The organism is Mycobacterium sp. DL (genome assembly GCF_039729195.1).
Taxonomy (GTDB): domain Bacteria; phylum Actinomycetota; class Actinomycetes; order Mycobacteriales; family Mycobacteriaceae; genus Mycobacterium; species Mycobacterium hippocampi_A.
Map to the genome: position 1 here is coordinate 5,792,631 of NZ_CP155796.1, position 23,840 is coordinate 5,816,470.

Below are 23,840 nucleotides of genomic sequence, written 5' to 3' on the forward strand. Positions count from 1 at the left end.
TTCAGGCGTCGGTCCATTCGAGGAGCTTGCCGGCAGGCCAGGTGTTGACTATCCGGTCGGCGGCCAACCCGGCATCCAGCGCGCGTTGAGCGCCGTAGCCGAGAAACTCCAACTGACCGGGCGCGTGCGAATCGGTGTCGATGGAGAAGACACACCCGATGTCGATCGCGAGGTCGAGTAGACGCGTCGGCGGATCACGGCGTTCTGGACGGGAGTTGATCTCCACGGCAGTGCCGCTGTCCCGGCAGGCGGTGAAGACCTTCTCGGCGTCGAACTTCGATTCGGGACGCTGGCCGCGGCCGCCGGTGACGAGCCTGCCGGTGCAGTGACCGAGCACATCGGTGTGCGGATTGGTCACCGCCTTGAGCATCCGTCGGGTCATCGCGGGCGCGTCCATCGCGAGTTTGGAGTGCACGCTGGCGACGACGACGTCGAGGCGGTCGAGCAGTTCGGGCTCCTGATCCAGCGAGCCGTCCTCGAGGATGTCGACCTCGATCCCGGTGAGAATCCGCATCGGAGCAACCTTTTCGCGGATTTCGTCGATGACGTCGAGTTGCTGGCGCAGCCGCTCCGGTGACAAGCCGTTGGCAATTCTGAGTCGTGGCGAGTGGTCGGTGAGCGCGCAGTACTCATGGCCGAGATCGCGTGCCGCCATCATCATCTCTTCGATCGGCGCCGAGCCATCCGACCAGTTCGAGTGGACATGCAGATCGCCGCGCAGGGCGGCGCGGATCTCGCCGCCGCCGAGATCTTCGGCGGCTTCGCGCAGTTCCGTGAGCGCGTCGGGCTCATGACCGGCCCACGCCTGCGCGATGACCCCGGCGGTCTTGGGTCCGATCTTCGGTAGCGACTGCCAACTGTTGGCGGCCCCGTGTTTTTCCCGCTGCTGTTCGGTGAGCGCTTCGACGACGTCGGCGGCGTTGCGGTAGGCCATCACCCGGCGGGAGTCTTCGCGCGCGCGATCCTTGTAGTAGGCGATCTGGCGTAGCGCGGTCACCGGGTCCATGGCTCCAGTGTGCCCAAAAGGTCGGCCTCGCCACACTGTCACCGGAAGGAGGGCGGCAGCGGATACAGTGGATTGAGTAATCATTCAATCCATCAATCCGAGAGGCCGTCCATGCCGGACCGAGTCCCGAACGCCCCGGACAGGCCGCTGTACGAGATCAAGGCCAACCTGTTCAAGGCCCTGGCCCATCCCGCCCGGATCCGCGTCCTGGAGATCCTGTCCGCCGGCGGACAGCCGACGCCGGTCAGCGAAATCCTGGCCCAGACCGACATCGAGCCCACCCTGCTCTCCCAGCACCTTGCAGTGCTCAAGCGCCACCACGTCGTCACCAGTGACCGAGTGGGCAACGCGGTCTTCTACCGGTTGGCGCATCCCAAGATCTCCGAGTTGCTCGTGATCGCGCGCGTATTTCTCGCCGATACCCTTGGTGCACAACGTGATCAGCTCAAAGCACTCAGATCGCTACCCCCGGTGCAACCTCGATGAGAAGCGTCGCCCGCCTGCTGCCCAGCCGCCTCGACTACTCGCACCTCTCCCGGTCATGGCGACGCGACATCCTGGCCGGGGTCACCGTCGGCGTCGTCGCACTCCCCCTCGCCCTCGCGTTCGGCATCAGTTCGGGGGTCGGCGCCGCCGCCGGACTCATCACCGCGGTGGTCGCCGGACTCGTCGCCGCTGTGTTCGGCGGCTCGCATGTCCAGGTGTCGGGTCCGACCGGGGCCATGGCCGTGGTGTTGGCACCGATCGTCGTCCTGCACGGCGTCGGAAGCATCGCCCTGGTCACCGTGCTGGCCGGCCTGATCGTGCTGGCCGCCGGTGTCACCGGACTCGGCCGGGCTGTGACGTTCATCCCGTGGCCGGTGATCGAGGGATTCACGCTCGGCATCGCGGCCATCATCTTCCTGCAGCAGGTTCCCGCGGCGTTCGCCACCACGAGTCCGCCCGGCGAGAGGACGCTCGCAGCGGCGTGGCGGATCCTCACCAACGCCGACTGGACCCAGGCGGCAATCACTCTCGGCGCGGTCGCGCTGATCGCACTGCTGATGATTCTGCTGCCCCATCTGCACCGGGCCATCCCGGAATCACTGACGGCGGTCGTCGCGGTCACCGTGCTGGTCGTCGCGCTGGACATACCGATCGCCACCATCGGCGAACTGCCGTCGAATCTGCCCGCCCCGGTGCTCCCGCACGCCGACCTCGGCGCACTGCGCGACGTCGTCGGTGCGGCACTGGCCATCGCCGCGTTGGCGGCAATCGAATCCCTGCTCTCGGCGCGGGTCGCCGCGACGATGGCGCCGACCGGACCCTACGACCCCGACCGGGAACTGGTCGGTCAGGGGCTCGCCTCTGTCGCATCCGGAGTGTTCGGCGGGATGCCGGCGACCGGCGCAATCGCCCGCACGGCCGTCAACGTGAGATCCGGCGCCCGCACCCGGCTTTCGGCGATCACACACTCGGCAGTTCTGCTCGGTGTGGTCTACCTGGCTACCGGACCGGTATCGGCGATCCCGCTCGCCGCGCTGGCGGGCGTGCTGATGGTCACGTCATTCCGGATGATCTCCGGATCAACCATCCGGAAGATCCTGCGTTCCACCCGCTCTGATGCCCTGTTGTTCATCCTGACGGCTTTTGTCACGGTGTGTTTCGACCTGATCGAGGCCGTCGAGATCGGTGTCCTCGTCGCGGCGTTCTTCGCACTGCGCAGTGTGGCCCGAAGAAGCAGCGTCGTCCGGGAGGTGTTGCCCGGACCCCACCGTCCCGGCGACGACGAGATAGTGCTGCTTCGCCTCGACGGCGCGATGTTCTTCGGTGTGGCCGAACGCATCTCGACCGCCATCGTGGACGCCGAACACCAGCGGACGTCGGTGGTCATCATCCGGATGTCACAGCTGGGCATGCTCGACGCCACCGGTGCGAACACGCTGGCCCAGATCTGCACCGAACTCGAGGGCCGGGGCATCACGGTCATCATCAAAGGTGTTCGCGCCGAACACACGACGCTGTTGGCGAATGTCGGCGTCTTCGACTCGTTGCGTCACCAGCACCACCTCGTGGACACCCTCGACGAAGCGATCGAACACGCCCGCACTCACGTGAGCTCGGCGGCCCGATGAGCTCAGCCGGTCGCCTTGGGGTGAGCTGCGGCGATCTCGAGCAGCCTCAGGTATCCGGGCAACTGCCACGCGGCCCGACCGACGAACAACCCTCCGACGTGGTCGATGCCCAGCAGTTCCTCGGCGTTGTCGAGATCGACCGAGCCGCCGTAGAGCAATCCCGTCATGCGGCCGCCGTATTCGCGCCCCAGTTCGGCGAAGGGCTCCCGCAGCTCGTCAACCGTGGCAGGACGGCCGCTCTCTCCGATCGCCCAGATGGGTTCGTAGGCGATCAGGACGCGACCCAACTGCTCTGCGCTGAGACCCTCGAGCGCACCGGCCGCCTGCTCCAGGATGAACCGCGTCGATTCGCCGGCGCGTTTGACCTCGGCGCTCTCCCCGATGCACAGCAGTGGGACGAGCCCGTGGGCCAGAACGGCGGCGACTTTGAGCCGGGTCGTCTCCACGGTTTCGCCGAAGTGCTCGCGCCGCTCGGAATGGCCGATCTCGACGATCTGGGCACCGGCGTCCTTCACCTGGGCGACGGACACCTCGCCGGTCCACGCTCCGGCGTCCTCCCAGTGCGCGTTCTGCGCACCGAGCAGAACCGGCGAATCGGCTCCCAACTCATCGCGCGCGGCGGCGAGCGCAGTGAACGACGGGATGACAAAAGGCTGTACGCCTGGAAGGCCTTTCCGTCCGACATGGTCGGACAGTGCCCGGACGTAGCTGCGGGACTCGGTGAGTCCCTTGTTCATCTTCCAGCTGGTGCCCACCCACAACGGGCCCACGCCGATCACCCCCGTGTCAGTCACCCTCGTACGCGCAGATGGCATCGACCTTGGCCGCAGAGGAGGACTGCGGGTCGAACTCCAGACCGAGCCATTCCTTGACCAGCGTTCGCGCCAGCTCCAGCCCCACGACCCGCTCGCCCATGCACAGCACCTGCGCGTTGTTCGACAGCACGGACCGTTGCACCGAGTAGATGTCGTGGGCGGTCACGGCGCGGACGCCTTTGACCTTGTTCGCTGAAATCGCAACGCCCAGACCGGTTCCGCAGATCAGCAGCGCACGGTCGGCCTCGCCGTTGGCGATCTTCTCGGCGGCAGCGACGGCCACGTTGGGGTAGGCCGTGTCGTCCTGTGGGTCGCCGACACCGACGTCGGCCACCACCTCCACCCGGTCGTCGGCCTCGAGGTCCTTGCGCAGCGCCTCTTTGTAGTTGAATCCGGCGTTGTCGCCGCCGACCACGATTCTCAGTGCCATGGTTCGCTCCTTCCAGGGGTTCGGTTCAGCGGCTCAGATGCTCGCCGAGGGCAGCCATCAGCATCGAGAACGACAGCGCGCCAGGGTCCGGGGTCCCGACACTCTTGTCCCCGAGAACCCGCGCGCGGCCCAACCGCGCCGTGATGTCCGCTGTTTTGTCGGCCGCATCGCGGGCCACGCCGGCTGCGGTCGTGATGGCCGGTCCTGCCTCGGCTCCGAAGGCGTCGGCCAGGGCGTCGCGGAACGGCACGGCGGCGTCGACCATGGTCTTGTCACCCGGCTTTGCGCCGCCCAACCGCATGATGGCGTCGATCCCCGCGCTGACCGCGTCGACGACGTTGTGATCGTTGCCCTTGTCGGTGTCGGAGAAGACACCCCCGGCGCTGGTCAGCGCCGCCCCCCAGAGGGCGCCCGAAGTGCCCCCGGCCGAGTCGGCCCATGCCTGACCGGCCAGCAGCAGCGTGGTCCGAGCGCCGGCGCCCTGTTCGGCGGCCGCGCGGGCAGCTTGTGCAGCGCCGCGAGAGCCGAACGCCATCCCCTGGCCGTGATCACCGTCGCCGGCGACCGCGTCGAGGCGGCCCAGTTCGGCCTCGTTCTCGGCGCACACCGTCTGAAAGGTCTCCAGCACTGAGACGATGCGCTGGGCGCAGGCCCGGGAGTCCTCGCTCGACTGCGGGATCTCCGCCTCGGCCGCGTCCCAGATGCTTTTGCGCGCAGGACGTTCCACATCCGGCATCGCCCCGCGTCGGTAGGCGGGCGTCTCCACCGGTGCCATCCACAGCTTTTCCAGTTCCTCGTCGAGGAACACCAGCGTCAGCGACAGGCCGGCCATGTCGAGGCTGGTGACGAACTCGCCGACCTCCGGGCGCACGGCGGTGAGACCCTTTTCCTCGAGGCGTTGGGCGATGCGCCCGTAAACGACGAAGAGCTCTTCGTACTTCACCGTGCCGAGCCCGTTCAGGATCACTGCGACTCGGCCGTCGTATCCGTGCTCGCCGCGCTCCGGCTCTTCGGTCATTAGTTGGTCGAACAGCAGGTCGGCGACCTCGGCCGCGGTGCCGAGACGGTCGTCCCGCACGCCCGGCTCGCCGTGGATTCCGAGTCCCACGCCCATCTGTCCCTTCTCGACGTGGAAGAGCGGCCCTTCGGCCCCGGGCAGCGTGCACCCGTCGAACGCCAAACCGAACGAACGAGTCGCGTCGTTAGCTTTCCAGGCCACCCGCTCGGCTTCGTCGAGATCCGCACCGGTCTCGATGGCCGCCCCGGCGATCTTGAAGACGGGTAGGTCACCGGCGACGCCCCGGCGGTCGCGGTGGTTCTCCGGCTCGTTGGAGGCGATGTCGTCGCTGACGGTGACGATGCGCACGTCGATTCCCTCGTGACGCAGCTTTTCCGCGGCGAGACCGAAGTGCAGGACGTCCCCGGCGTAGTTGCCGAAACCCAGGATGACGCCGCCGCCGTTCTCGGCGTTGCGCACCACGGAGTACACCTCCGAGGCAGAGGGCGAGGAGAAGATGTTGCCGCAGGGCGCGCCGTGGCCCATACCGGGGCCGACCCACCCGGCGAAGGCGGGATAGTGCCCGGACCCGCCGCCTATCACGAGTGCGGGCTGCCCCTGGGGCGTCTGCGTCGCGCGGGCCACTCCACCGGGGACCTCGGCGAGGAGTTCGGGGTGGGAGGCCACGAGGCCATGAACCGCCTCGTCGGCGAAGTCGTCTGGAGAGTTGAGGAGGTACGTCATTGTTCCGTCCTTCGGATGCGCCGTGCGCCGGTCAGCGCCGCTAGGAGCTGACCGACCCAGTGTTCGATCTCACAATCCTATAGGATTTGCGGGCACTAAATCACCGGTCGGGTAGATCGCCGTTCTGCAGGCGCCCGTCGGCGTTGCGCGTCGGCCTGATCCGCACGGCCTGTGCGTGCTCGGCCAGAGCACGTTCCTTCACGCCCCCGATGTGGGTGTGCATGATGCGGTACACCTCGGGGCCGTACCCCCGCCGCAGCGCGGCCAGAAGCTCGCGGTGCTCGGCGATCGCGCACGCCGAATCCTGGACGCCCACGCCGATGAACAGCCGGAACCGCTGCCCGTGGCCGCCCAGTGCGTCATAGGCGCGCAACAGCGCACCGTTGTCGGCATGTTCGGCGATCAGCCGGTGGAAACGCTCGTCTGCACGGTGGTAGGCCCTGATCGCCGCGGCATCGGAGGTGTGCGGTGCCCGTTCCTGCTCGGCGATCGCGTTCTCCAGGGCGTCCAACAGGCCGGCATCGGCCCTGGCACAGGCCAGTTCCGCCAACTGGGACTCGATGAGCAGACGGGCATCCATGATGTCCGCGATCTCCTTGGCATCGGGCATCTCCGGCACGCGGTACCCGCGCATGGCCACCCGGACGACATTTCCGGTGGACTCGAGACGGGCCAATGCCTCGCGCACCGGCGTGGGCGAGACGCCCAGGTGCCGTGCCGTCCCGTCGATGCTGATCGGATCTCCGGAGTGCAGCGTGCCGTCGAGGAGCAGGTCCATCAGGCGCTCGTAGACCTGGTCGACAAGCGTGCTGCGCACAGGCATCGCGTACTCGTCGGCTCCCACCTCGGGCCTTTCCGCATTTCGCCGGTGTCACCACCGACGCAGACGCGCTCTGATCCAGGGGACAGAGTTTAACCCGGCATTGACATCGGGCACCTGCTGGCCTATATCCTATATGATCTAGATCACCCCATGATCTAGATCACGACGGAGGTCCGTATGCATTCGGCTCACACCTGGCCGATCGCGGCCAACATGCTCGGGTTCGGCAATCGCGCACCCGACGGCGGCCACATCAAGGACGCGCCGGCCTCGGTGTGGGCCGCGCAGCTGCGCCAAGTCCGCGAACTCGGGTTCGACTACATCGATCCCACCGATGCGTGGGTTCCGTTGGCCGCCCTGTCGGACGATCGTGTCGAGGAGTTCCGCACCGTCCTGGGAGACGAGGGTCTGGCGATCTCGTCGATCTCGATGACCCGCAATTCGGTGGTCGACGTGACCAACGGCCCCCAGAACCTCGCCGACGCGCACCGCCTCATCGATCTGGCGCCATCCTTCGGTGCCACCATCGTGAACACCGGATTCATGCAGGCGATCACCCCCGAGCAGGGCGAGCAGATCTGGTTCTGGTTGGTGGAGGGGCACGTCGACGACCCCGCGCTGCGCGACCTGGCGGTGGAACGCATCCGCGAGTTGGGTGACCATGCCCGGACCAATGGGATCGAACTCAGCCTCGAGATGTACGAGGACACCTACATCGGGACACCGGACGAGGCCGTCAGCTTCCTGCGCGACGTGGACCACGACGCCGTAGGTCTCAACCCGGACCTGGGCAACCTGATCCGGCTGCACCGGCCGATGCCACACTTCAGCGAGATGTTCGCCAAAGTCCTTCCGTACTCCAACTTCTGGCACATCAAGAACTACTCGCGCGACTACGACCCCGCAACCGGGGCGTACAGCTCCGCGCCACTGCCGCTCAAACACGGATACATCAACTATCGCCAAATGATCCGGCTCGCACTCGAACTCGGCTACACCGGGCCGTTCTGCTGCGAGCACTACGGCTCTGACTCCCTGGGCGTGTGCGCCGAGAACCGGGAGTACATCGAGCAGGTTCTCACATCCGCACTCGCCTGACCTCCAACCCCGAAGGACATCGCATGCGCAAGATCAACACCGTCACAGTCGTCGGCGCCGGCTACATGGGCGGCGGAATCGCCCAGGTTCTCGCCCTGAACGGCTTCGAGGTTCAGATAGCCGACGTCAGCGTAGAAGCCACCCACGAGGCTCTCGCGAGGTTGGAGAAGGAGGCCGGGGAGTTCGAGGAACAGGGACTGTTCGGCCCGGGCAGCGCAGAGACCATCATGAGCAACCTGACCGCCGGCGCCAGCCTGGACGACGCGGTCTCCGATGTCGACTTCGTGATGGAAGCCGTGTTCGAAGACCCCGAGGTCAAAAAGGAAGTCCTGGAGCGGATCTGCAAGAGCGCCCGCCCCGACACGATCATCGGTACCAACACCTCCACCATCCCGGTCAAGGTGCTGGTGGACGCGGTCACCAACCCCGAGCGGTTCCTCACCGTGCACTTCTCCAACCCCGCACCGTTCATTCCCGGAGTCGAGCTGGTCGCCGGCGAGGCCACCACCCAGGAGGTCATCGACTCGGTCAAGGACCTCCTGGTGCGTGCCGGCCGCGAGGGTGCCCAGGTCGCCGACACACCCGGCATGGCGCTGAACCGCCTGCAGTACGCGCTGCTCAAGGAGGCGACTCTCATCGTTGAGCAGGGCGTCGCTTCGGTGGAGGACGTCGACACCATCGTGCGCACCACCTTCGGTTTCCGGCTCGGCTTCTTCGGACCGTTCGCCATCGCCGACCAAGCCGGACTCCCGGTGTACGCCAAGGGTTACACCACCCTGGAGAACGAGTTCGGCGAGCGCATGGCCACCCCGAAGCTGCTCACGGACGCCGTTGCCGGCGGCCGCGAAGGGACCAAGAACGGCAAGGGCCTGACCGGCGACTTCGACGACGACACGAAGGCCGCAGTCATCGCCTACCGGAACAAGGCGTACTCCCGCATGGGTGATCTGCTGCGCGAGCTCGGGCCTGCGCCGAAAGGATCCTGACCGCCCAAGATCAGGCGGCTGCGTCGACGACCGCCTTCCTCGTCTGCCAACCCCGTAAGGAAACCCCCATGGACGAAGTAGTTCTCGCGGAGCGGCCAGCCGCCCTGCTCGTCGCCATCGCCCTCGTCGCCATCCTCGTGCTGCTGTTCCTGATCATCAAGGTCAGGTTGCACGCGTTCTTCTCGCTGATCGTGGTCAGCGTGCTGACCGGCCTGGCGGCGGGCATCAGCATGGGCGACGTCGTCAGCGTGGTGATCGACGGCTTCAGTACCACCGTCGGGGCGGTGGCGTTGCTCGTCGGCTTCGGCGCGGTACTCGGGCGACTGGTCGAGATGACCGGTGGCGCACAGACATTGGCCGACAGGATGCTGCAGAGGTTCGGCGAGGACCGAGCACCGCTGGCTCTTGCCGTGGCCTCGCTGTTCTACGCCTTCCCGATCTTCCTCGATGCCGGTTTCATCGTCATGCTGCCCATCATCTACACCGTGGCTCGGCGGCTGGGCGGATCGTTCATGCTCTATGTGCTGCCGTCCATCGGCGCATTCCTGATGATGCACGCGCTGACTCCTCCGCATCCCGGCCCGACGGCCGCGGCGACGGTGATGGGTGCCGACGTCGGGATGGTGGTCATCGTTGCGCTGCTCGTCGGCCTGCCGACGTGGTACCTCGCCGGCTACCGACTGGGCCTGCTCATCGCCAAGCGCTATCCGAACATGCCGGTGCCGAACCTGCTCGGCGATCCCAAGGACTACCCGGAGGACGAGCGGCCGGGCTTCTGGACGATCATCTTCGTCCTGCTGCTGCCTCTGGTGTTGATCTTCTTCAACACGGTGTTCTCCACGCTCGAGGCAGATGGCGCCGTGAGCGACGACAGCATCGCGTTCCAGCTCTCCCGGTTGATCGGGACGACTTCGATGGCACTGTTGATCACCGTCCTGCTGGCGATGGTGCTGCTGTATGTCGTGCCCCGACGACGACGCGGCGAGCCGATCGGCGGCGTGCTGGAGAACCTCGTCGACGATGCGCTGGCGCCGGTCTGCTCGATCATCCTGATCACCGGGGCGGGCGGCGCCTTCGGCAGAATCCTCACCGAGACCGGAATCGGTCAGACCCTGGCCGACGGCCTGGACGCCGTGGGCCTGCCGGTCATGCTCGCCGGCTTCCTCATCGCGATCATCTTCCGGGTGGCGCAGGGCTCGGCCACCGTCGCGGCGACCACCGCGGGTTCGATCATGGCGCCCGCCGTGGCCGAGATGAACCTCGGCGCTATTCCGCTGGCGGCGGTCGTCGTCGGCATCTGCGCCGGTTCGATCACGTTCTCCCACGTGAACGACTCCGGCTTCTGGTTGATCGGGCGGTTCTGCGGCTTCGACACGGTGACGACGTTGAAGACGTGGACGGTGGTGGCCACGGCGATCGGCTTCATGTCGTTCGCGCTGGCTTCGGTGGTCTATCTGGTCGCCAGCTGAGGCATCCCCGCCGGGCTGTGCTCAACCCGCGGCCCATCGCGGATCACGCCCGCTGAGCCCGACGATGCGATCGATGACGGGCGCGTCGTCCGGGACCGCAACCGCGGGTCCGAAGAGTCCTTCCGTTCCTGACGTGTCGAACTGCGCGAGATGGGTCAGACAGGCCTGGGCAGTGGCCGCATCGACGTCGTAGGGCTGGCCGGTAGCCCGGGCCACATCCCAGCCGTGGATGACCACCTCTGCCAGGGCCACCGACCCTGCCACGTCACCCGGCAGGTCGACGCCACCCGCCCGGGTCATCCCCGTCCAGGCGTCGGGCCGGGTCCAGGACTGCGCCAGCGCGGCGAGGTGCTCGGGATAGCTCCTGCGCCAATCCTGCTCCAGGCCAACCACTTCCTCGGGCGGTGTGTCGGTCAGCGGCCCGAGCTCCTTGCGGGCTGCCGCGGCGAACGCCACGGACAGCGCCCCGATGTGCGCCACCAACTCCCGCAACGTCATATCGGTGCACGGGGTGGCAGCATCGAGCTGGTCGTCTCTGACGTGGGCCAGTACCTCGATCGTGCGGCGGCACGGTTCGGTCAAATCGATCATGCGGTTATCGACCTGCGGTCGGGCCGAAACTCATCGCTCGTGCCAGGTACCGCCCAGGAAACGCGACTAATCTCGGTACACGTGCGCTTCGCCTTCAAAACATCACCCCAGAACACCACCTGGTCGGACATGCTCGCCGTCTGGAAGGCCGCCGACGACATCGATGTGTTCGAGTCGGGCTGGACCTTCGATCATTTCTATCCGATCTTCTCCGACCCCACCGGTCCCTGCCTGGAGGGCTGGGTGACGCTGACCGCGCTCGCCCAGGCCACCACCCGACTCCGGGTCGGCGTGCTTGTCACCGGCATCCAATACCGCCACCCGGCAGTCCTGGCCAATATGGCCTCGGCCTTGGACATCGTGTCCGGCGGCCGCCTCGAGCTGGGGATCGGGGCGGGCTGGAACGAGGAGGAGTCCGGCGCCTACGGCATCGAACTCGGCAGCATCACCGAGCGATTCGACCGCTTCGAGGAGGCGTGCCAGGTGCTCAAGGGTCTCCTGACGCAGGAGACCACCACGTTCGACGGCAAGTTCTATCAGCTCGTCGACGCCCGCAACGAGCCCAAAGGCCCGCAGCGACCCCACCCTCCGATCTGCATCGGCGGCAGCGGCGAGAAGCGCACGCTGCGGATCACCGCGCAGTACGCCGATCACTGGAACTTCGTGGGTGGCACGCCGCAGGAGTTCGCCCGCAAGCGCGACGTGCTCGCCGCGCACTGCGCCGATGTCGGCCGGGATCCGAAGGACATCACGCTGTCGGCCCATATCCGGCTCGGCGAGGACCACAATCACCGCAAGGTGGTCGAGGATGCCATCGCCTTGGGCGCTGAGGGATTGGATCTGGCGATCATCTACCTGCCGCCGCCTTACGACCCGTCGATCTTGGAACCGCTGGCCTCGGCGATCACCGAATCCGGCTTGCTCGCCAGCAAAGGCCAGTGACGGTCACAGACCGATAACGATCAGGCAAACATGTGGCGACCGGCCGCCGCAGGGGCGAATCTGCCGGCCGCAAGTTCGCTAGACGCCGTAACGGAGGAGTTCGTCAGCGGTGATCAACCGCTCGTGCTTTGCCGGGAATTCCCGGCTCTTGACAGGGTGACGGAACAATGACCAGGCCATACGCCCCACCCGGTACCGGGCGATCGGGTTGTTATACACGGTGATTACTCCTGCGGTGTTCCAATAGCTGGACCGGGGAGCCACCTTACCGCAGCGCCCTTACCGAGTCATTAGATACCTCCGCGCTGGCTAACTGAAGGAGGCACGCCGAGTAAAGATCGGATGTTTTTATTGTGACTGGAGTGGTCAATGTGACGGAAGTGACGGTGTGAAACCGGTCACGGTGGCGAAAGTGAGACCAGGGTCGTGAAACCGCCCCCGTGCACAGCCCTCAGGTCACACTCGACGCTGAGAGGCGCAAGCGCTGACCGGCGCAAGCGCTCATCGCTGCGGCACCATGGTCGGCTTGATCGGCGCCGGCAACGCAGTACGCCCCATCAGATAGCGGTCCACACCGGCGGCCGCGGCGCGCCCCTCGGCTATCGCCCAGACGATCAGAGACTGTCCGCGTCCCATGTCGCCGGCGACGTAGACCCCTGGCACCGACGTGGCGAAGGCATCGTCGCGGGCGACGTTGCCGCGGTCGGACATCTCGACCCGCAGATCGGACAGCAGCCCTTCACGTTCCGGACCGGTGAATCCCATGGCCAGCAGCACCAGGTCGGCGGGTAACTCGAAATCGGTCCCGTCGATCTTCTCGAACTTGCCGGCCTTCATCTCGACCTCGTGGCCGCGCAGTGCGGTCACCTTGCCGTCGTCGCCCAGGAACTGTTCGGTGTTCACCGAATAAACCCGCTGACCGCCCTCTTCGTGCGCGGAGGTCACCCTGAACATCAGCGGGTAGGTCGGCCACGGGGTCGAATCCGCCCGTGTCTCGGGGGGCCGCGGCATGATCTCGAACTGATGCACGCTGGCCGCACCCTGCCGGTGGGCGGTCCCCAGGCAGTCCGCCCCGGTGTCGCCACCACCGATGATGATGACGTTCTTGCCCTTGGCCGTGATGGGCGGCTGACCGTCGTCGTCGACCACCGAGTCACCCAACTGGACCCGGTTCGCCCAGGGCAGGTACTCCATGGCCTGGTAAATACCCTCGAAGTCCCTGCCCGGGATCGGCAGGTCACGGCGTGCGGTCGCCCCGCCGGCCAGTACCACCGCGTCGAACTGGGAGCGCAGCTCTGCGGCGGTGACGTCCACACCCACGTTGACGCCGGTGCGGAACTCGGTGCCCTCGGCGCGCATCTGATCGAGGCGCCGGTCGATGTGGCGCTTCTCCATCTTGAACTCCGGGATGCCGTAACGCAGCAGACCGCCGATCCGGTCGTCCCGCTCGAAAACGGTCACCGTATGCCCGGCCCGCGTCAACTGTTGCGCCGCAGCCAAACCCGCGGGTCCGGAGCCCACGACGGCGACGGTCTTGCCGGTCAACCGATCCGGTGGCAGTGGCACCACCCAGCCCTCGTTGAAGGCGTTGTCGATGATCTCGACCTCGACCTGCTTGATGGTCACCGGGTCCTGGTTGATACCCAGCACGCACGAGCCCTCGCACGGTGCCGGACACAGCCGACCGGTGAACTCGGGGAAGTTGTTGGTCGCGTGCAACCGCTCGATGGCATCACGCCACCGATCGGTACGCACCAGGTCGTTCCACTCGGGGATGAGGTTTCCCAGCGGGCACCCGTTGTGGCAGAACGGGATACCGCAGTCCATGCATCGGCCTGCCTGCGACTTGAGCGTGTCGTGGGAGAACTCGTCGTAGACCTCTTTCCAGTCGCGCAGCCGCAGGTCGACCGGACGCCGGGGCGGGGTCTCGCGACGGGTGACCTTCAGGAATCCGCGGGGATCAGGCATTCGCGGCCGCCATGATCGCCTCGTCCACGTTCGCGCCGGTCTGTTCGGCCTCGGCAATCGCCTCCAGCACGCGCTTGTAGTCGCGCGGCATCACCTTCTTGAAGTGCCTCAATTCAACGCTCCAATCGGCCAGAATCCGTTGTCCCACCGCCGAATCGGTAGCGTCAACATGCTCCTGGATCATGCCGCGCAGCCACACGGCGTCTTCGGACTCGGAATCCTCGAGTGCCTCGAGTTCCACCATCTCGGCGTTGAGGTTGTCGGCCAGCACCTCATCGGGGTCGTAGACGAAACCGACACCGCCGGACATTCCCGCGGCGAAGTTGCGGCCGGTCGGGCCCAGGATGACCACCCGGCCGCCGGTCATGTACTCACACCCGTGGTCGCCGACACCCTCGACGACCGCGTGCGCGCCGGAGTTACGCACGGCGAATCGCTCACCGACCTGACCGCGCAGGAACAACCGGCCGCTGGTGGCACCGAAGAGGATCACGTTGCCGGCGATGATGTTGTCCTCGGCCACATAGTCAGCGGGCGCCCCCTCGGACGGCCGGACCACCACCCGACCACCGGACAGGCCCTTGCCGACGTAGTCGTTGGCGTCGCCGTACACCCGAAGCGTGATGCCGCTGGGCACAAACGCCCCGAAGCTGTTGCCCGCCGAGCCGGTGAAGGTGATGTCGATCGTGCCGTCAGGAAGTCCTTGACCGCCATACGCTTTGGTCACCTCATGGCCGAGCATCGTGCCGACTGTGCGGTTGACGTTGCTGATCGTCGTCGAGAACCGCACCGGTGAAGCGGAATCCAGTGCTTCCCGGCACTGCGCGATCAACTGCTGGTCCAGCGCCTTGTCCAGACCGTGGTCCTGGCGCGAACTGCAGTACAGATCCTGGTTCATGAACGCCGATTCGGGCTCGTGCAGCACCGGCGCGAGGTCTAATTTGTGGGCCTTCCAGTGCTTGGCGGCCTGGGCGGTGTCGAGTGCGCCGACCTGTCCGACCATCTCGTTGACGGTGCGGAATCCCAACTGCGCCATCAGCTCGCGGACTTCCTCGGCGATGAACATGAAGAAGTTCTCGACGAATTCAGGCTTGGCGTTGAATCGCTTGCGCAATTCCGGGTTCTGCGTGGCCACCCCCACCGGGCAGGTGTCGAGGTGGCAGACACGCATCATGATGCAGCCCGCCACCACCAGCGGCGCGGTGGCGAACCCGAACTCCTCGGCGCCCAACAGCGCGGCGACCACGACGTCGCGGCCGGTCTTGAGCTGGCCGTCGACCTGGACGACGATGCGGTCCCGTAAACCGTTGAGCAGCAACGTTTGCTGGGTCTCCGCCAGGCCCAGCTCCCACGGAGCGCCCGCATGCTTCTGGGACGTCAGCGGGGTGGCGCCGGTGCCGCCGTCATGACCGGAGATCAGCACGACGTCGGCGTGCGCTTTGGAAACTCCGGCGGCGACGGTCCCGACGCCGTTCTCGCTCACCAGCTTCACGTGCACCCGCGCCTGCGGGTTCGCGTTCTTCAGATCGTGGATCAGCTGGGCCAGATCCTCGATCGAGTAGATGTCGTGGTGCGGCGGCGGCGAGATCAGGCCGACGCCGGGGGTCGAGTGGCGCACCTCGGCCACCCACGGGTACACCTTGTGCCCCGGAAGCTGGCCGCCCTCACCGGGTTTGGCGCCCTGGGCCATCTTGATCTGGATGTCGGTGCAGTTGGACAGGTAGTGGCTGGTCACGCCGAACCGGCCCGAGGCGACCTGTTTGATGGCACTGCGGCGCCAGTCGCCGTTCTCCTCGCGGTCGAACCGCGACACGGACTCACCGCCCTCACCTGAGTTCGACCGTCCACCGAGTCGGTTCATCGCGATGGCGAGCGTCTCGTGGGCTTCGGCGGAGATCGAGCCGTAGCTCATCGCCCCGGTCGAGAACCTCTTGACGATCTCGGCGGCGGATTCCACCTCGTCGATCGGTACGGACGCACGGTCACCCTCGCGGAACTTCAGCAACCCGCGCAGCGAGGCCATCCGCTCACTCTGGTCGTCGACCAGCGACGTGTACTCCTTGAAGATCGAGTACTGCCCGGTGCGCGTCGCGTGCTGCAGCTTGAACACCGTATCGGGGTTGAACAGGTGGTACTCGCCCTCGCGGCGCCACTGGTATTCGCCGCCGACCTCGAGTTCGCGGTGCGCCCACTCGTCGGGCCGGTCCAGGTAGGCCAGCGCATGCCGCGCGGCGACATCGTCGGCGATGTCGTCGAGGTCGATGCCGCCGACCGGACACGACAGTCCGGTGAAGTACTCGTCGAGCACCTTCTGGCTGATACCGATGGCCTGGAAGAGCTGGGCACCGGTGTAGGAGGCCAGGGTGGAGATGCCCATCTTGGACATCACCTTGAGCACGCCCTTGCCGGCAGCCTTGACGTAGTTGGCCTTGGCCTGATCGCTGGAGATGTCGGCGATCACTCCGCGATCGACCATGTCTTCGATGGACTCGAATGCCATGTAGGGGTTGATCGCCGCGGCGCCGAAGCCGACCAGGCACGCCATGTGGTGCACCTCGCGGGCGTCGCCCGCCTCGACGACCAGGCCGACCTGGGTGCGGGTGCGTTCCCGCACCAGGTGGTGATGCACGGCCGACACGCTCAGCAGCGACGGGATGGGCGCCATCTGCTCGTTGGACTCGCGGTCGGACAGCACGATGATGCGTGCGCCGTCGCGGATCGCCGACGACACCTTGGCGCGGACGTTGTCGAGCGCCTCCTTGAGGCCCTGACCGCCGCGGTTCACCGGGTACAGACAGCGGATCACCGCCGCGCGCAACCCGTGCTTGTGGCCCCGGATCTCGTGGTCGGGGTCGACACAGATCAGCTTCGAGAGCTCGGCATTACGCAGGATGGGCTGCGGCAGGACGATCTGCCTGCACGACGCGGCGCCCGGATTGAGCAGGTCGCCCTCCGGACCGACGGTGCCCGACAGGCTGGTCACGACCTCTTCGCGGATGGCGTCCAGCGGCGGGTTGGTCACCTGGGCGAACAACTGCTGGAAGTAGTCGTAGAACATCCGGGGCCGCGCCGACAACACCGCGACGGGGGTGTCGGTGCCCATCGACCCGAGGGCTTCGGCGCCGGTTCGCGCCATCGGCGCGACCAGCAGGTTCAACTCTTCGTAGGTGTATCCGAACGCCTGCTGACGCAGCACGACGCGGTGGTGCGGCATGCGCACGTAGTCACCCGGCGGCAGCTCGTCGACGTTGAACAACCCGGCGTCGAGCCACTCCCGGTACGGCTGCTCGGAGGCGAGTTCGGCCTTGATCTCCTCGTCGGCGACGATCCGGCCCTGCGCGGTGTCGACGAGGAACATGCGGCCGGGCTGCAGCCTCATCTTCTTGACGACGGTGGCGGGATCGAGGTCGAGGACACCGGCCTCCGACGCCATCACCACCAGGCCGTCACTGGTCACCCAGATCCGCGACGGGCGCAGGCCGTTGCGGTCCAGCACTGCGCCGATGACGGTTCCGTCGGTGAAGCACACCGACGCGGGGCCGTCCCACGGCTCCATCAGCGAGGCGTGGTACTGGTAGAAGGCCCGGCGGGCGGGGTCCATCGACTCGTGGCGCTCCCAGGCCTCCGGGATCATCATCAGCATGGCGTGCGGCAGACTGCGTCCGCCCAGATGCAGCAGTTCGAGCACCTCGTCGAAGCGTGCGGTGTCCGATGCCCCCGGGGTGCAGACCGGGACGATCTTGTCGAGATCCTGGCCGCCGAACACATCGGTCTTGATCAGCGCTTCCCGGGCCCGCATCCAGTTCTCGTTGCCGGTCACGGTGTTGATCTCACCGTTGTGCGCAACCCGGCGGAAGGGGTGCGCCAGCGGCCACGACGGGAAGGTGTTGGTGGAGAACCGCGAGTGCACGATGCCCAATGCGCTGGTCAGGCGGTCGTCCTGCAGGTCGAGGTAGAACGCTCGCAGCTGCGGTGTCGTCAACATCCCCTTGTACACGAAGGTCTGACCGGAAAGGCTTGGGAAGTAGACGGTTTCGCGGCCCGGGCCGTCCTGACCGGGCCCTTTGGTGCCGAGCTCGTGTTCAGCTCGTTTGCGCACCACGTAGGCGCGGCGTTCCAGATCCATTCCGGACGCGCCGGCGATGAACACCTGGCGGAAGGTCGGCATCGCGTCGCGGGCCAGCGCCCCGAGCGAGGAGTCGTCGGTCGGCACGTCGCGCCATCCGAGAACGTGCAGCCCCTCGGCCTCGGCGATCTTCTCCACCGACTCGCACGCGGTGGCCGCGTCCTTCGACGATTGCGGCAGGAAGGCGATACCGGTGGCGTAGGCGCCCGGTTCGGGCAGTTCGAAGTCGACGACCGCCCGCAGGAAATCATCGGGCACCTGCAGCAGGATGCCGGCACCGTCGCCGGTGTTCGGCTCCGCGCCCTGGGCGCCTCGGTGCTCGAGGTTCAGCAGGGCGGTGATGGCCTTGTCGACGATGTCGCGGCTGCGACGGCCGTGCATGTCGGCCACCATCGCCACGCCGCACGCATCGTGCTCGAACGCGGGGTTGTACAGCCCTTGACGACTGGGCGCCATTCCCACCTACCTTATTTTCGTGCACACGCCTTCGCGGAGCGCAGGGACGGCAACCGTCGACGAGAGCGTTAGCCGGTATGGCGATGGAGGTACCTTCGTGCAGCACCGAACGACGGCCCTTTTCCCACTCGCCACAAGTGGTGAAAACGATATGACAAAGGGCCACTGACATGCCAACTTAGTCCGCCCTAAGTAGATTCGCCGGCTGCGTCGTCCGGGCAATGCGTTCCCGCCCCGGTTACGGGCCAATAACGTTGCCGCGGCATCCTTTTCGCTGCGCCAGGAATCAGTGGCCACGGGTGAGGGAAAGATCACCCCCAGCGACCTGATCGAAAGAAACTTTGCTGTGCACATTTTTTTCTCATTCTGTGCTGCAACGACGCCGTCCGCAAAATTTGCGCAAAAGCTTAGTCGGATTCTTAGAAACCCGTCGCGGGGGCACCGGACATCGCCTCGGGCAACCGAATCGCCCGCGGTGTTGGCGGCGTGCCGTATTCCGCTGTCCGCCAGCGGTTTTGTCTGCCGCGGCGGAGGCCTGGGGCGCTTGCCGACGGCTCGACGGCTCCGGGTGCCGTGGCCGGGCATTCGATATACCCACCCCGGGTATGGGCTGATCGCGCCTGCCGTCAGGCTGCAGGGGTGCCTCACCCGCTGAACACCCCGCTCGGTCGCTTCGGGATCGACACCACCGACGAGGGCCCACAGCGCTGCGTCGCCTCCATTCCGGCCGCGGGCATGCTCAATCCGCTGACCGGCGCGCCGACGATCGCCCCGCTGGCGATGCTGGTCGACCATATCGGCGGTTTGAGCAATCACGGTCGCCGTGCGCCGCGAGAGTGGACGGTCTCGAGCGAGTTGTCCCTCGAGGTGACGCCCGACGCCGTCGACGTGATCAACCGCCACCCCGACGACCAGGTCGTGGGCACATCGCGCCCGCTGGGCCGGAAGGGCACTTCGGCGTTGGCGTTGTGTGAACTCAGCGTCGGCGACGACATCGTCGCGACCGCGACGGTCCGCTCCTTCTACATCAGCGTTCCCGACGACGTGGCCACGTGGCCCGACGGCCCCGCGGGGTCGACGGTCGGCGCGACGCTGGCCGAACTGATGGCAGTGCAGATCGGTGAAACCGGGGGAACCGCAACGGTTCTGATGCAGCACGACGACCCGGTTCTCAACAACGCAGTGGGCGCGGTGCACGGCGGGGTGTCGTCGATGGGACTCGAACTGGTCGGTTCCGCGGCACTGAATCGAGACGGCGCGGAAACGCTGTTCCGCACCGCCTCGCTCCGGGTGAATTTTCTACGGCCGTTCCACGGCGGCGCCGAAGCCCACTACGTCGCCAGACCGCTGCATGCGGGTCGCCGCAGCGGGGTGGCGGAGACGCAGGCAGTCGGGGCCGACGGCAGGGTCGCCTTGACGGCCCGACTGACCGCGTATCGGTGAATCTCTAGGACTTCTTCTTGGCTTTGCTCGCTGCAGCCTTCTCGCTGGCGGCGCCCTCGGTGACCAACTCGCCACCGGCGTTCTCCAGGTGTGCCCGCACGAACCACTGGAACTTCTCGAGTTCACCCGCGTGGCCGATCAGCATGTCCTCGGACACCGGATCGAGGTCGCCGAGCACCTCGATGCTCTTGCGGGTGTCCTCGACGACGCCGTTGTAGACCAGGTTGAGCGCGGCCAGGTGGGCCAGCACTGTGTCACGGTTGACCGAGTAGTCGTCCCAGGTGCGGTCGCTGATGATGGCTCCGGGAGTACCCAGCGGTGACTTGCCCAGGGCGGCGATGCGCTCGGCCACTTCGTCGGCGTATCCGCGAACCAGCTCGACCTGTGGGTCGATCATCTCGTGCACACCGATGAAGTTCGGGCCCACCACGTTCCAGTGGATGTGCTTGAGGGTCAGGTGCAGGTCGTTGTACCGGCTGAGCGCCTTCTGCAGCAGCTCTGCCACCTCGGCGCCGTCCTTTGCGGACATGCCGGGCACGGTGAATGAAGTCATGGTCAGCTCCTTCGCTTGTCCCGCGTCGTGTACCCGGGCGGACAAGGCGATAATCACGTGCGGGGAGCGTCACAGTTCGGCCAGATTCGGGATCGGCGCACGCGGCCCGAACCGCGGATTAACGGCGAGTCCACTGGCTTCCAGCGTCCGCACCGCCCGGTGCCGGTGCGGACGGACCGGCTCGAGCAGGTCGAGCATCTGTGCGTCGTCGATCGGGTGCCCGAGCAGGCTCCAACCGACCATCTTCGCGAGGTGATAGTCACCGACCGACAGCGCGTCGGCGTCGCCGAAGGCCCGCTGCGCCGTCTCGGCGGCCGTCCACTCCCCCACGCCGGGCAGCGACATCAACGCCGCACGCGCCGCTTCTGCGGGGCGTTTGACCAGCCTCTCCAGCGCATCCGCACGCTGGGCGCATCCCACCATCGTGCGGGCCCGGCCGGGATCGACGTTGGCCCGGTGGAACTCCCACGACGGGATCCGCCGCCAGGCGTCGGCGGTCGGCGGGACCCGCAGATGCGCAGGCCCCGGTCCGGGTGCCGGCGCGCCGAACCGGGTGACCAGGCGACGCCAGCCACGGTGCGCATCGATGCCGTAGACGCGCTGCTCCAAGATTGCGGGTAGCAGTGCTTCCAGGACGCGGCCGGTGCGACCGAGCCGTAGGTGAGGGACCCGACGCCGGGCCGCAGCGAGGGTCGGCTCGACGGGCTGGAACGCCGTCGCGTCGTCGTCGGCGCCCAGTAGAGCGGGCAACCCGTCGGTGAACTCGTCCGCACCCGGCCCCCAGGCTTCGCAGTCGACGGTGTCGGGCGCCCCCCGGCAGATCCGGGCCGTGACCGCGCCGCTGCGCATCACGCTGGTCCGCCAGATCGCCCCGTCGGCGCCGACGTGATAGCAGGGGTCTCCCCTGCCGCGACGTAACGGTGACAGCGTCAGACCCGGACTGGCGGGTCCGTCGAAGACCACGCTGGCCGAGCTGGGCACGACGCCAGCCTAGGCGTCTACACCGACATCGGCCTTGTCCGGATAGAACGCGACGTGACCTGCGATGGCGGCGACCGCGGGGAAGGGTTCCTCGTAGGTCCACACCGCGTCGTCGACGGTTCCTCCGTCAGCGGTCTGCAGGTGGTAGTAGCCGGCGTCCCCCTTGAACGGGCAGTACGTTTCGGTGTCGCTGCGGGTCAACTGGGCGACGACGTCGGCGATCGGGATGTACTGCACCGCGGGATAGCTGGCTTCCCGCAGGGTGAGCGCGGCATCGGATTCGGCGACCACTTGTCCGTGGATGCGGACGGTGACGCGGGCGCCTGTCGGTTCGACGGTGATGGGGTGCTCGGCTGTGGGTTCGAGTACGGGTCGGGTCACGTCGTCGTTCAACGACAGCGGTGGCCGATAACATCCCCGATATGACCTCATCGGCCGCACCCGACGCCCAGGGATCAGTCACGATCGCCGCCGACCCCGCCGCGGTGTACGCGTTGCTCACCGATCTGCCCACGCTGGCCGCTCTGGCCGAAGAAGCCGAGACGATGCAGTGGCGAAAGGGAGAGACCGCGAGCCCCGGGGCGGTGTTCTCGGGACAGAACCGCAACGGCTCCCACACGTGGACCACGAAGTGCACGGTGACCGCTGCCGATCCGGGCCGGGCGTTCGCCTTCGATGTACGGTCCTTCGGCATCGTGCCGATCGCCCACTGGCGCTACGACATCGCGGCGACAGATGTCGGCTGCACCGTCACCGAATCCGCATGGGACCGCCGACCCCGGTGGATTCTCAGGCCCGCGGCGCTGACCACCGGCATCAGGGACCGCACCGCCGCCAACACCGAACACATCAGGATCACCCTGCAGCGGCTCAAGGAGCGCGCCGAACAGATCTAGTGCGGACGCCCGGCGATCTTGTCGGCCACCACCGCGATCGGGGACGTGTGAGATCTCCCGCGGGCCTCGTGCCGGTCGGCGGCCTTGTACGCCAGGTACATTCCGCGCACTCCCAACCACCGCAGCGGCTCCGGTTCCCATGCGCGTGAGTGGTGACCGACCCACGGCAGGGCGGTCAGCGGCGTGGTCCGGTCCAGGATCAGATCGGCGAGGGTGCGCGCCGCGAGGTTGGTGGCCGTGACGCCGTGCCCGACATAGCCACCCGCCCAGCCCAGCCCGGTCGCCCTGTCGTAGTCGACCCCCGCCTGCCAGTCCCGCGGCACCGCCAGCACACCGCACCAGCCGTGGGCGATCGGCACGTCGGCGACCTGCGGGAGGATGGCGTGCAGGGTGTCGCGCAGGTGCGCGATGGTGTGTTCGGGCACCCGTCCGTCACGGTCGGTTCTGGATCCGAACCGGTACGGCACGCTGCGCCCCCCGAGGGCGATCCGGTCGTCGGCCGTGCGCTGGGCGTAGAAGAAGCCGTGCGCGGTGTCGCCCAGGGTCTCCCGGCCCTGCCAGCCGATCTCGTCCCAGCGTGCTGCCGGTATCGGGTCGGTGGCGATCATCGAACTGTTCATCGGGAGCCATCGACGCTTCAGACCGGGCAGGGTCGTGGTGAAGCCCTCGGTGGCGCGCACGACCACCGGGGCGCTGACCGTCCCCCACGTCGTGGATGCGCGGCCGGCGCTGATCTCGAGGACCGGGGAGCGCTCGTAGACGGCGACGCCGAGCCTTTCGACGGTGTCGGCAAGGCCCCGTGCCAGCATGGCCGGTTGGATTCGGGCACAGTGCGGATTGTGGTAGGCCGCGACGACGCCGTCGAGTCGAATGCGCTGGGCGGCATCCTCTTTCGTGAGCTCCTCGATACCGTCGATCTGCCAGCGCCGTTCGGCCTCCAGAGCTGCGGTCAGCCGCGACGCCTGGGCCGGATTGCGGGCGATCTCGAGGGTGCCGCCCTTGACGATCCCGGCGTCGATGGACTCGCGGGCGGCGACGTCGATCACCTCGTCGACGGCCTCGTTGAGCGCCCGCTGCCAGGCCACCACGCCGTCACGCCCGTGCCGGCGCGCCATCCGCTCCCGGTCGCCGGGAACCAGACCCGACAGCCAGCCCCCGTTACGGCCCGACGCCCCGAAACCGGCGAACCGGGCCTCGAGCACCACGATGCGCAGCCCGGGATCGGCTTTCTTCAGGTAGTAGGCCGTCCACAGCCCGGTGTACCCGGCACCGACGATGCAGACGTCGGCCTCACGGCTGCCGGGCAGCGGGTCCCGAGGGACCGGCGCACCGTCGAACCAGTGCGAGACGTGGCCGTTGATGGGCGCTCGGGTGGACACCTACCGATTGTGGCAGCCGGAGC

Annotated in this window: 20 protein-coding genes; 8 read left to right on the top strand and 12 right to left on the bottom strand. The window is 67.1% G+C overall.

Annotation, left to right across the window (positions count from 1 at the left end; genetic code table 11):
• Window position 1: 1 nt before the first annotated feature.
• Window positions 2-1,006 carry a PHP domain-containing protein gene (locus ABDC78_RS27515; RefSeq protein ID WP_178359682.1) on the bottom strand — a complete coding sequence of 335 codons (1,005 nt, stop codon included), beginning with the start codon at window positions 1,004-1,006 and terminating at the stop codon, window positions 2-4.
• A 111-nt stretch (window positions 1,007-1,117) separates the two neighbouring features.
• Between ABDC78_RS27515 and ABDC78_RS27520 the strand changes: the two genes are divergently transcribed.
• Entirely contained in the window at window positions 1,118-1,492 is a 375-nt protein-coding gene (locus ABDC78_RS27520) for a metalloregulator ArsR/SmtB family transcription factor (protein ID WP_178359681.1), read from the top strand.
• Window positions 1,489-3,120: a SulP family inorganic anion transporter gene (locus tag ABDC78_RS27525; protein WP_178359680.1), complete on the top strand. Its 1,632-nt coding sequence runs from the start codon at window positions 1,489-1,491 to the stop codon at window positions 3,118-3,120. Before ABDC78_RS27520 ends, ABDC78_RS27525 begins: the two co-directional genes overlap by 4 nt.
• Window positions 3,121-3,122: 2 nt before the next feature.
• Here the strand turns inward: ABDC78_RS27525 and ABDC78_RS27530 are convergent, their stop codons facing one another.
• From ABDC78_RS27530 to ABDC78_RS27545, 4 genes are all read right to left on the bottom strand, one after another.
• Window positions 3,123-3,914, bottom strand: a complete 792-nt coding sequence (locus ABDC78_RS27530; RefSeq protein ID WP_347133248.1) for a triose-phosphate isomerase — start codon at window positions 3,912-3,914, stop codon at window positions 3,123-3,125.
• On the bottom strand, window positions 3,907-4,365 hold the full coding sequence (locus ABDC78_RS27535; RefSeq protein ID WP_178359678.1) for a ribose-5-phosphate isomerase: 459 nt from the start codon (window positions 4,363-4,365) through the stop codon (window positions 3,907-3,909). The genes ABDC78_RS27530 and ABDC78_RS27535 overlap by 8 nt, the downstream gene beginning before the upstream one ends.
• 25 nt (window positions 4,366-4,390) lie before the next feature.
• Window positions 4,391-6,106 carry an L-erythrulose 1-kinase gene (lerK, locus tag ABDC78_RS27540; RefSeq protein ID WP_178359677.1) on the bottom strand — a complete coding sequence of 572 codons (1,716 nt, stop codon included), beginning with the start codon at window positions 6,104-6,106 and terminating at the stop codon, window positions 4,391-4,393.
• A gap of 100 nt (window positions 6,107-6,206) precedes the next feature.
• Window positions 6,207-6,929 carry a GntR family transcriptional regulator gene (locus tag ABDC78_RS27545; RefSeq protein WP_178359676.1) on the bottom strand — a complete coding sequence of 241 codons (723 nt, stop codon included), beginning with the start codon at window positions 6,927-6,929 and terminating at the stop codon, window positions 6,207-6,209.
• 177 nt (window positions 6,930-7,106) lie between these two features.
• Here ABDC78_RS27545 and ABDC78_RS27550 point away from each other — a divergent pair, with 177 nt between their 5' ends.
• From ABDC78_RS27550 to ABDC78_RS27560, 3 genes are all read left to right on the top strand, one after another.
• Window positions 7,107-8,027: a sugar phosphate isomerase/epimerase family protein gene (locus ABDC78_RS27550; protein WP_178359675.1), complete on the top strand. Its 921-nt coding sequence runs from the start codon at window positions 7,107-7,109 to the stop codon at window positions 8,025-8,027.
• A 23-nt stretch (window positions 8,028-8,050) separates the two neighbouring features.
• The gene (locus ABDC78_RS27555) at window positions 8,051-9,013 is read left to right on the top strand and encodes a 3-hydroxyacyl-CoA dehydrogenase family protein (protein ID WP_178359674.1); all 963 of its coding nucleotides are present in this window, start codon (window positions 8,051-8,053) and stop codon (window positions 9,011-9,013) included.
• A 68-nt stretch (window positions 9,014-9,081) separates the two neighbouring features.
• On the top strand, window positions 9,082-10,482 hold the full coding sequence (locus ABDC78_RS27560) for a GntP family permease (protein WP_178359673.1): 1,401 nt from the start codon (window positions 9,082-9,084) through the stop codon (window positions 10,480-10,482).
• Window positions 10,483-10,503: 21 nt separating this feature from the next.
• Here ABDC78_RS27560 and ABDC78_RS27565 read toward each other — a convergent pair whose 3' ends face one another.
• On the bottom strand, window positions 10,504-11,073 hold the full coding sequence (locus tag ABDC78_RS27565) for a TIGR03086 family metal-binding protein (RefSeq protein ID WP_178359672.1): 570 nt from the start codon (window positions 11,071-11,073) through the stop codon (window positions 10,504-10,506).
• Window positions 11,074-11,154: 81 nt separating this feature from the next.
• Here ABDC78_RS27565 and ABDC78_RS27570 point away from each other — a divergent pair, with 81 nt between their 5' ends.
• Window positions 11,155-12,015 carry an LLM class F420-dependent oxidoreductase gene (locus ABDC78_RS27570; RefSeq protein WP_178359671.1) on the top strand — a complete coding sequence of 287 codons (861 nt, stop codon included), beginning with the start codon at window positions 11,155-11,157 and terminating at the stop codon, window positions 12,013-12,015.
• Between the two features lie 501 nt (window positions 12,016-12,516).
• Here ABDC78_RS27570 and ABDC78_RS27575 read toward each other — a convergent pair.
• Both ABDC78_RS27575 and gltB read right to left on the bottom strand, forming a co-directional pair.
• Entirely contained in the window at window positions 12,517-13,983 is a 1,467-nt protein-coding gene (locus ABDC78_RS27575; protein ID WP_178359670.1) for a glutamate synthase subunit beta, read from the bottom strand.
• Window positions 13,976-18,565 carry a glutamate synthase large subunit gene (gltB, locus tag ABDC78_RS27580; RefSeq protein ID WP_178359669.1) on the bottom strand — a complete coding sequence of 1,530 codons (4,590 nt, stop codon included), beginning with the start codon at window positions 18,563-18,565 and terminating at the stop codon, window positions 13,976-13,978. Before gltB ends, ABDC78_RS27575 begins: the two co-directional genes overlap by 8 nt.
• Before the next feature lie 639 nt (window positions 18,566-19,204).
• Here gltB and ABDC78_RS27585 point away from each other — a divergent pair.
• A complete protein-coding gene (locus ABDC78_RS27585) occupies window positions 19,205-20,008 on the top strand; it encodes a PaaI family thioesterase (protein WP_178359668.1) in 804 nt (267 codons plus the stop codon).
• Window positions 20,009-20,012: 4 nt separating this feature from the next.
• Here the strand turns inward: ABDC78_RS27585 and ABDC78_RS27590 are convergent, their stop codons facing one another.
• The 3 genes from ABDC78_RS27590 to ABDC78_RS27600 all read right to left on the bottom strand — a co-directional run bounded on the left by ABDC78_RS27590 (window position 20,013) and on the right by ABDC78_RS27600 (window position 21,974).
• Window positions 20,013-20,561 (bottom strand): DNA starvation/stationary phase protection protein, encoded by a 549-nt coding sequence (locus tag ABDC78_RS27590; RefSeq protein ID WP_178359667.1) that lies wholly within the window; start codon window positions 20,559-20,561, stop codon window positions 20,013-20,015.
• 69 nt (window positions 20,562-20,630) lie between these two features.
• Window positions 20,631-21,542, bottom strand: a complete 912-nt coding sequence (locus ABDC78_RS27595; protein WP_178359666.1) for a DNA-3-methyladenine glycosylase 2 family protein — start codon at window positions 21,540-21,542, stop codon at window positions 20,631-20,633.
• A 9-nt stretch (window positions 21,543-21,551) separates the two neighbouring features.
• Window positions 21,552-21,974: a DUF427 domain-containing protein gene (locus tag ABDC78_RS27600; protein ID WP_178359665.1), complete on the bottom strand. Its 423-nt coding sequence runs from the start codon at window positions 21,972-21,974 to the stop codon at window positions 21,552-21,554.
• On the opposite strand from ABDC78_RS27600, the gene ABDC78_RS27605 reads away from it, so the two are divergent.
• Window positions 21,965-22,438 (top strand): SRPBCC family protein, encoded by a 474-nt coding sequence (locus ABDC78_RS27605; protein ID WP_178359664.1) that lies wholly within the window; start codon window positions 21,965-21,967, stop codon window positions 22,436-22,438. The two genes, ABDC78_RS27600 and ABDC78_RS27605, sit on opposite strands and share 10 nt — an antisense overlap.
• On the opposite strand, the gene ABDC78_RS27610 is transcribed toward ABDC78_RS27605, so the two are convergent.
• A complete protein-coding gene (locus ABDC78_RS27610) occupies window positions 22,435-23,817 on the bottom strand; it encodes an FAD-dependent oxidoreductase (protein WP_178359663.1) in 1,383 nt (460 codons plus the stop codon). The genes ABDC78_RS27605 and ABDC78_RS27610 overlap by 4 nt on opposite strands.
• Window positions 23,818-23,840: the final 23 nt, after the last annotated feature.

Bases quoted from the DNA above. Each gene is read 5' to 3' on its own strand.
- ABDC78_RS27545 (WP_178359676.1), bottom strand. From the start codon at position 6,929: ATGCCTGTGCGCAGCACGCTTGTCGACCAGGTCTACGAGCGCCTGATG.
- ABDC78_RS27520 (WP_178359681.1), top strand. From the start codon at position 1,118: ATGCCGGACCGAGTCCCGAACGCCCCGGACAGGCCGCTGTACGAGATC.
- ABDC78_RS27575 (WP_178359670.1), bottom strand. From the start codon at position 13,983: ATGCCTGATCCCCGCGGATTCCTGAAGGTCACCCGTCGCGAGACCCCG.
- ABDC78_RS27535 (WP_178359678.1), bottom strand. From the start codon at position 4,365: ATGGCACTGAGAATCGTGGTCGGCGGCGACAACGCCGGATTCAACTAC.
- ABDC78_RS27555 (WP_178359674.1), top strand. From the start codon at position 8,051: ATGCGCAAGATCAACACCGTCACAGTCGTCGGCGCCGGCTACATGGGC.
- ABDC78_RS27550 (WP_178359675.1), top strand. From the start codon at position 7,107: ATGCATTCGGCTCACACCTGGCCGATCGCGGCCAACATGCTCGGGTTC.
- ABDC78_RS27525 (WP_178359680.1), top strand. From the start codon at position 1,489: ATGAGAAGCGTCGCCCGCCTGCTGCCCAGCCGCCTCGACTACTCGCAC.
- ABDC78_RS27565 (WP_178359672.1), bottom strand. From the start codon at position 11,073: ATGATCGATTTGACCGAACCGTGCCGCCGCACGATCGAGGTACTGGCC.
- ABDC78_RS27515 (WP_178359682.1), bottom strand. From the start codon at position 1,006: ATGGACCCGGTGACCGCGCTACGCCAGATCGCCTACTACAAGGATCGC.
- lerK (WP_178359677.1), bottom strand. From the start codon at position 6,106: ATGACGTACCTCCTCAACTCTCCAGACGACTTCGCCGACGAGGCGGTT.
- ABDC78_RS27600 (WP_178359665.1), bottom strand. From the start codon at position 21,974: ATGAGGTCATATCGGGGATGTTATCGGCCACCGCTGTCGTTGAACGAC.
- ABDC78_RS27590 (WP_178359667.1), bottom strand. From the start codon at position 20,561: ATGACTTCATTCACCGTGCCCGGCATGTCCGCAAAGGACGGCGCCGAG.
- gltB (WP_178359669.1), bottom strand. From the start codon at position 18,565: ATGGCGCCCAGTCGTCAAGGGCTGTACAACCCCGCGTTCGAGCACGAT.
- ABDC78_RS27605 (WP_178359664.1), top strand. From the start codon at position 21,965: ATGACCTCATCGGCCGCACCCGACGCCCAGGGATCAGTCACGATCGCC.
- ABDC78_RS27560 (WP_178359673.1), top strand. From the start codon at position 9,082: ATGGACGAAGTAGTTCTCGCGGAGCGGCCAGCCGCCCTGCTCGTCGCC.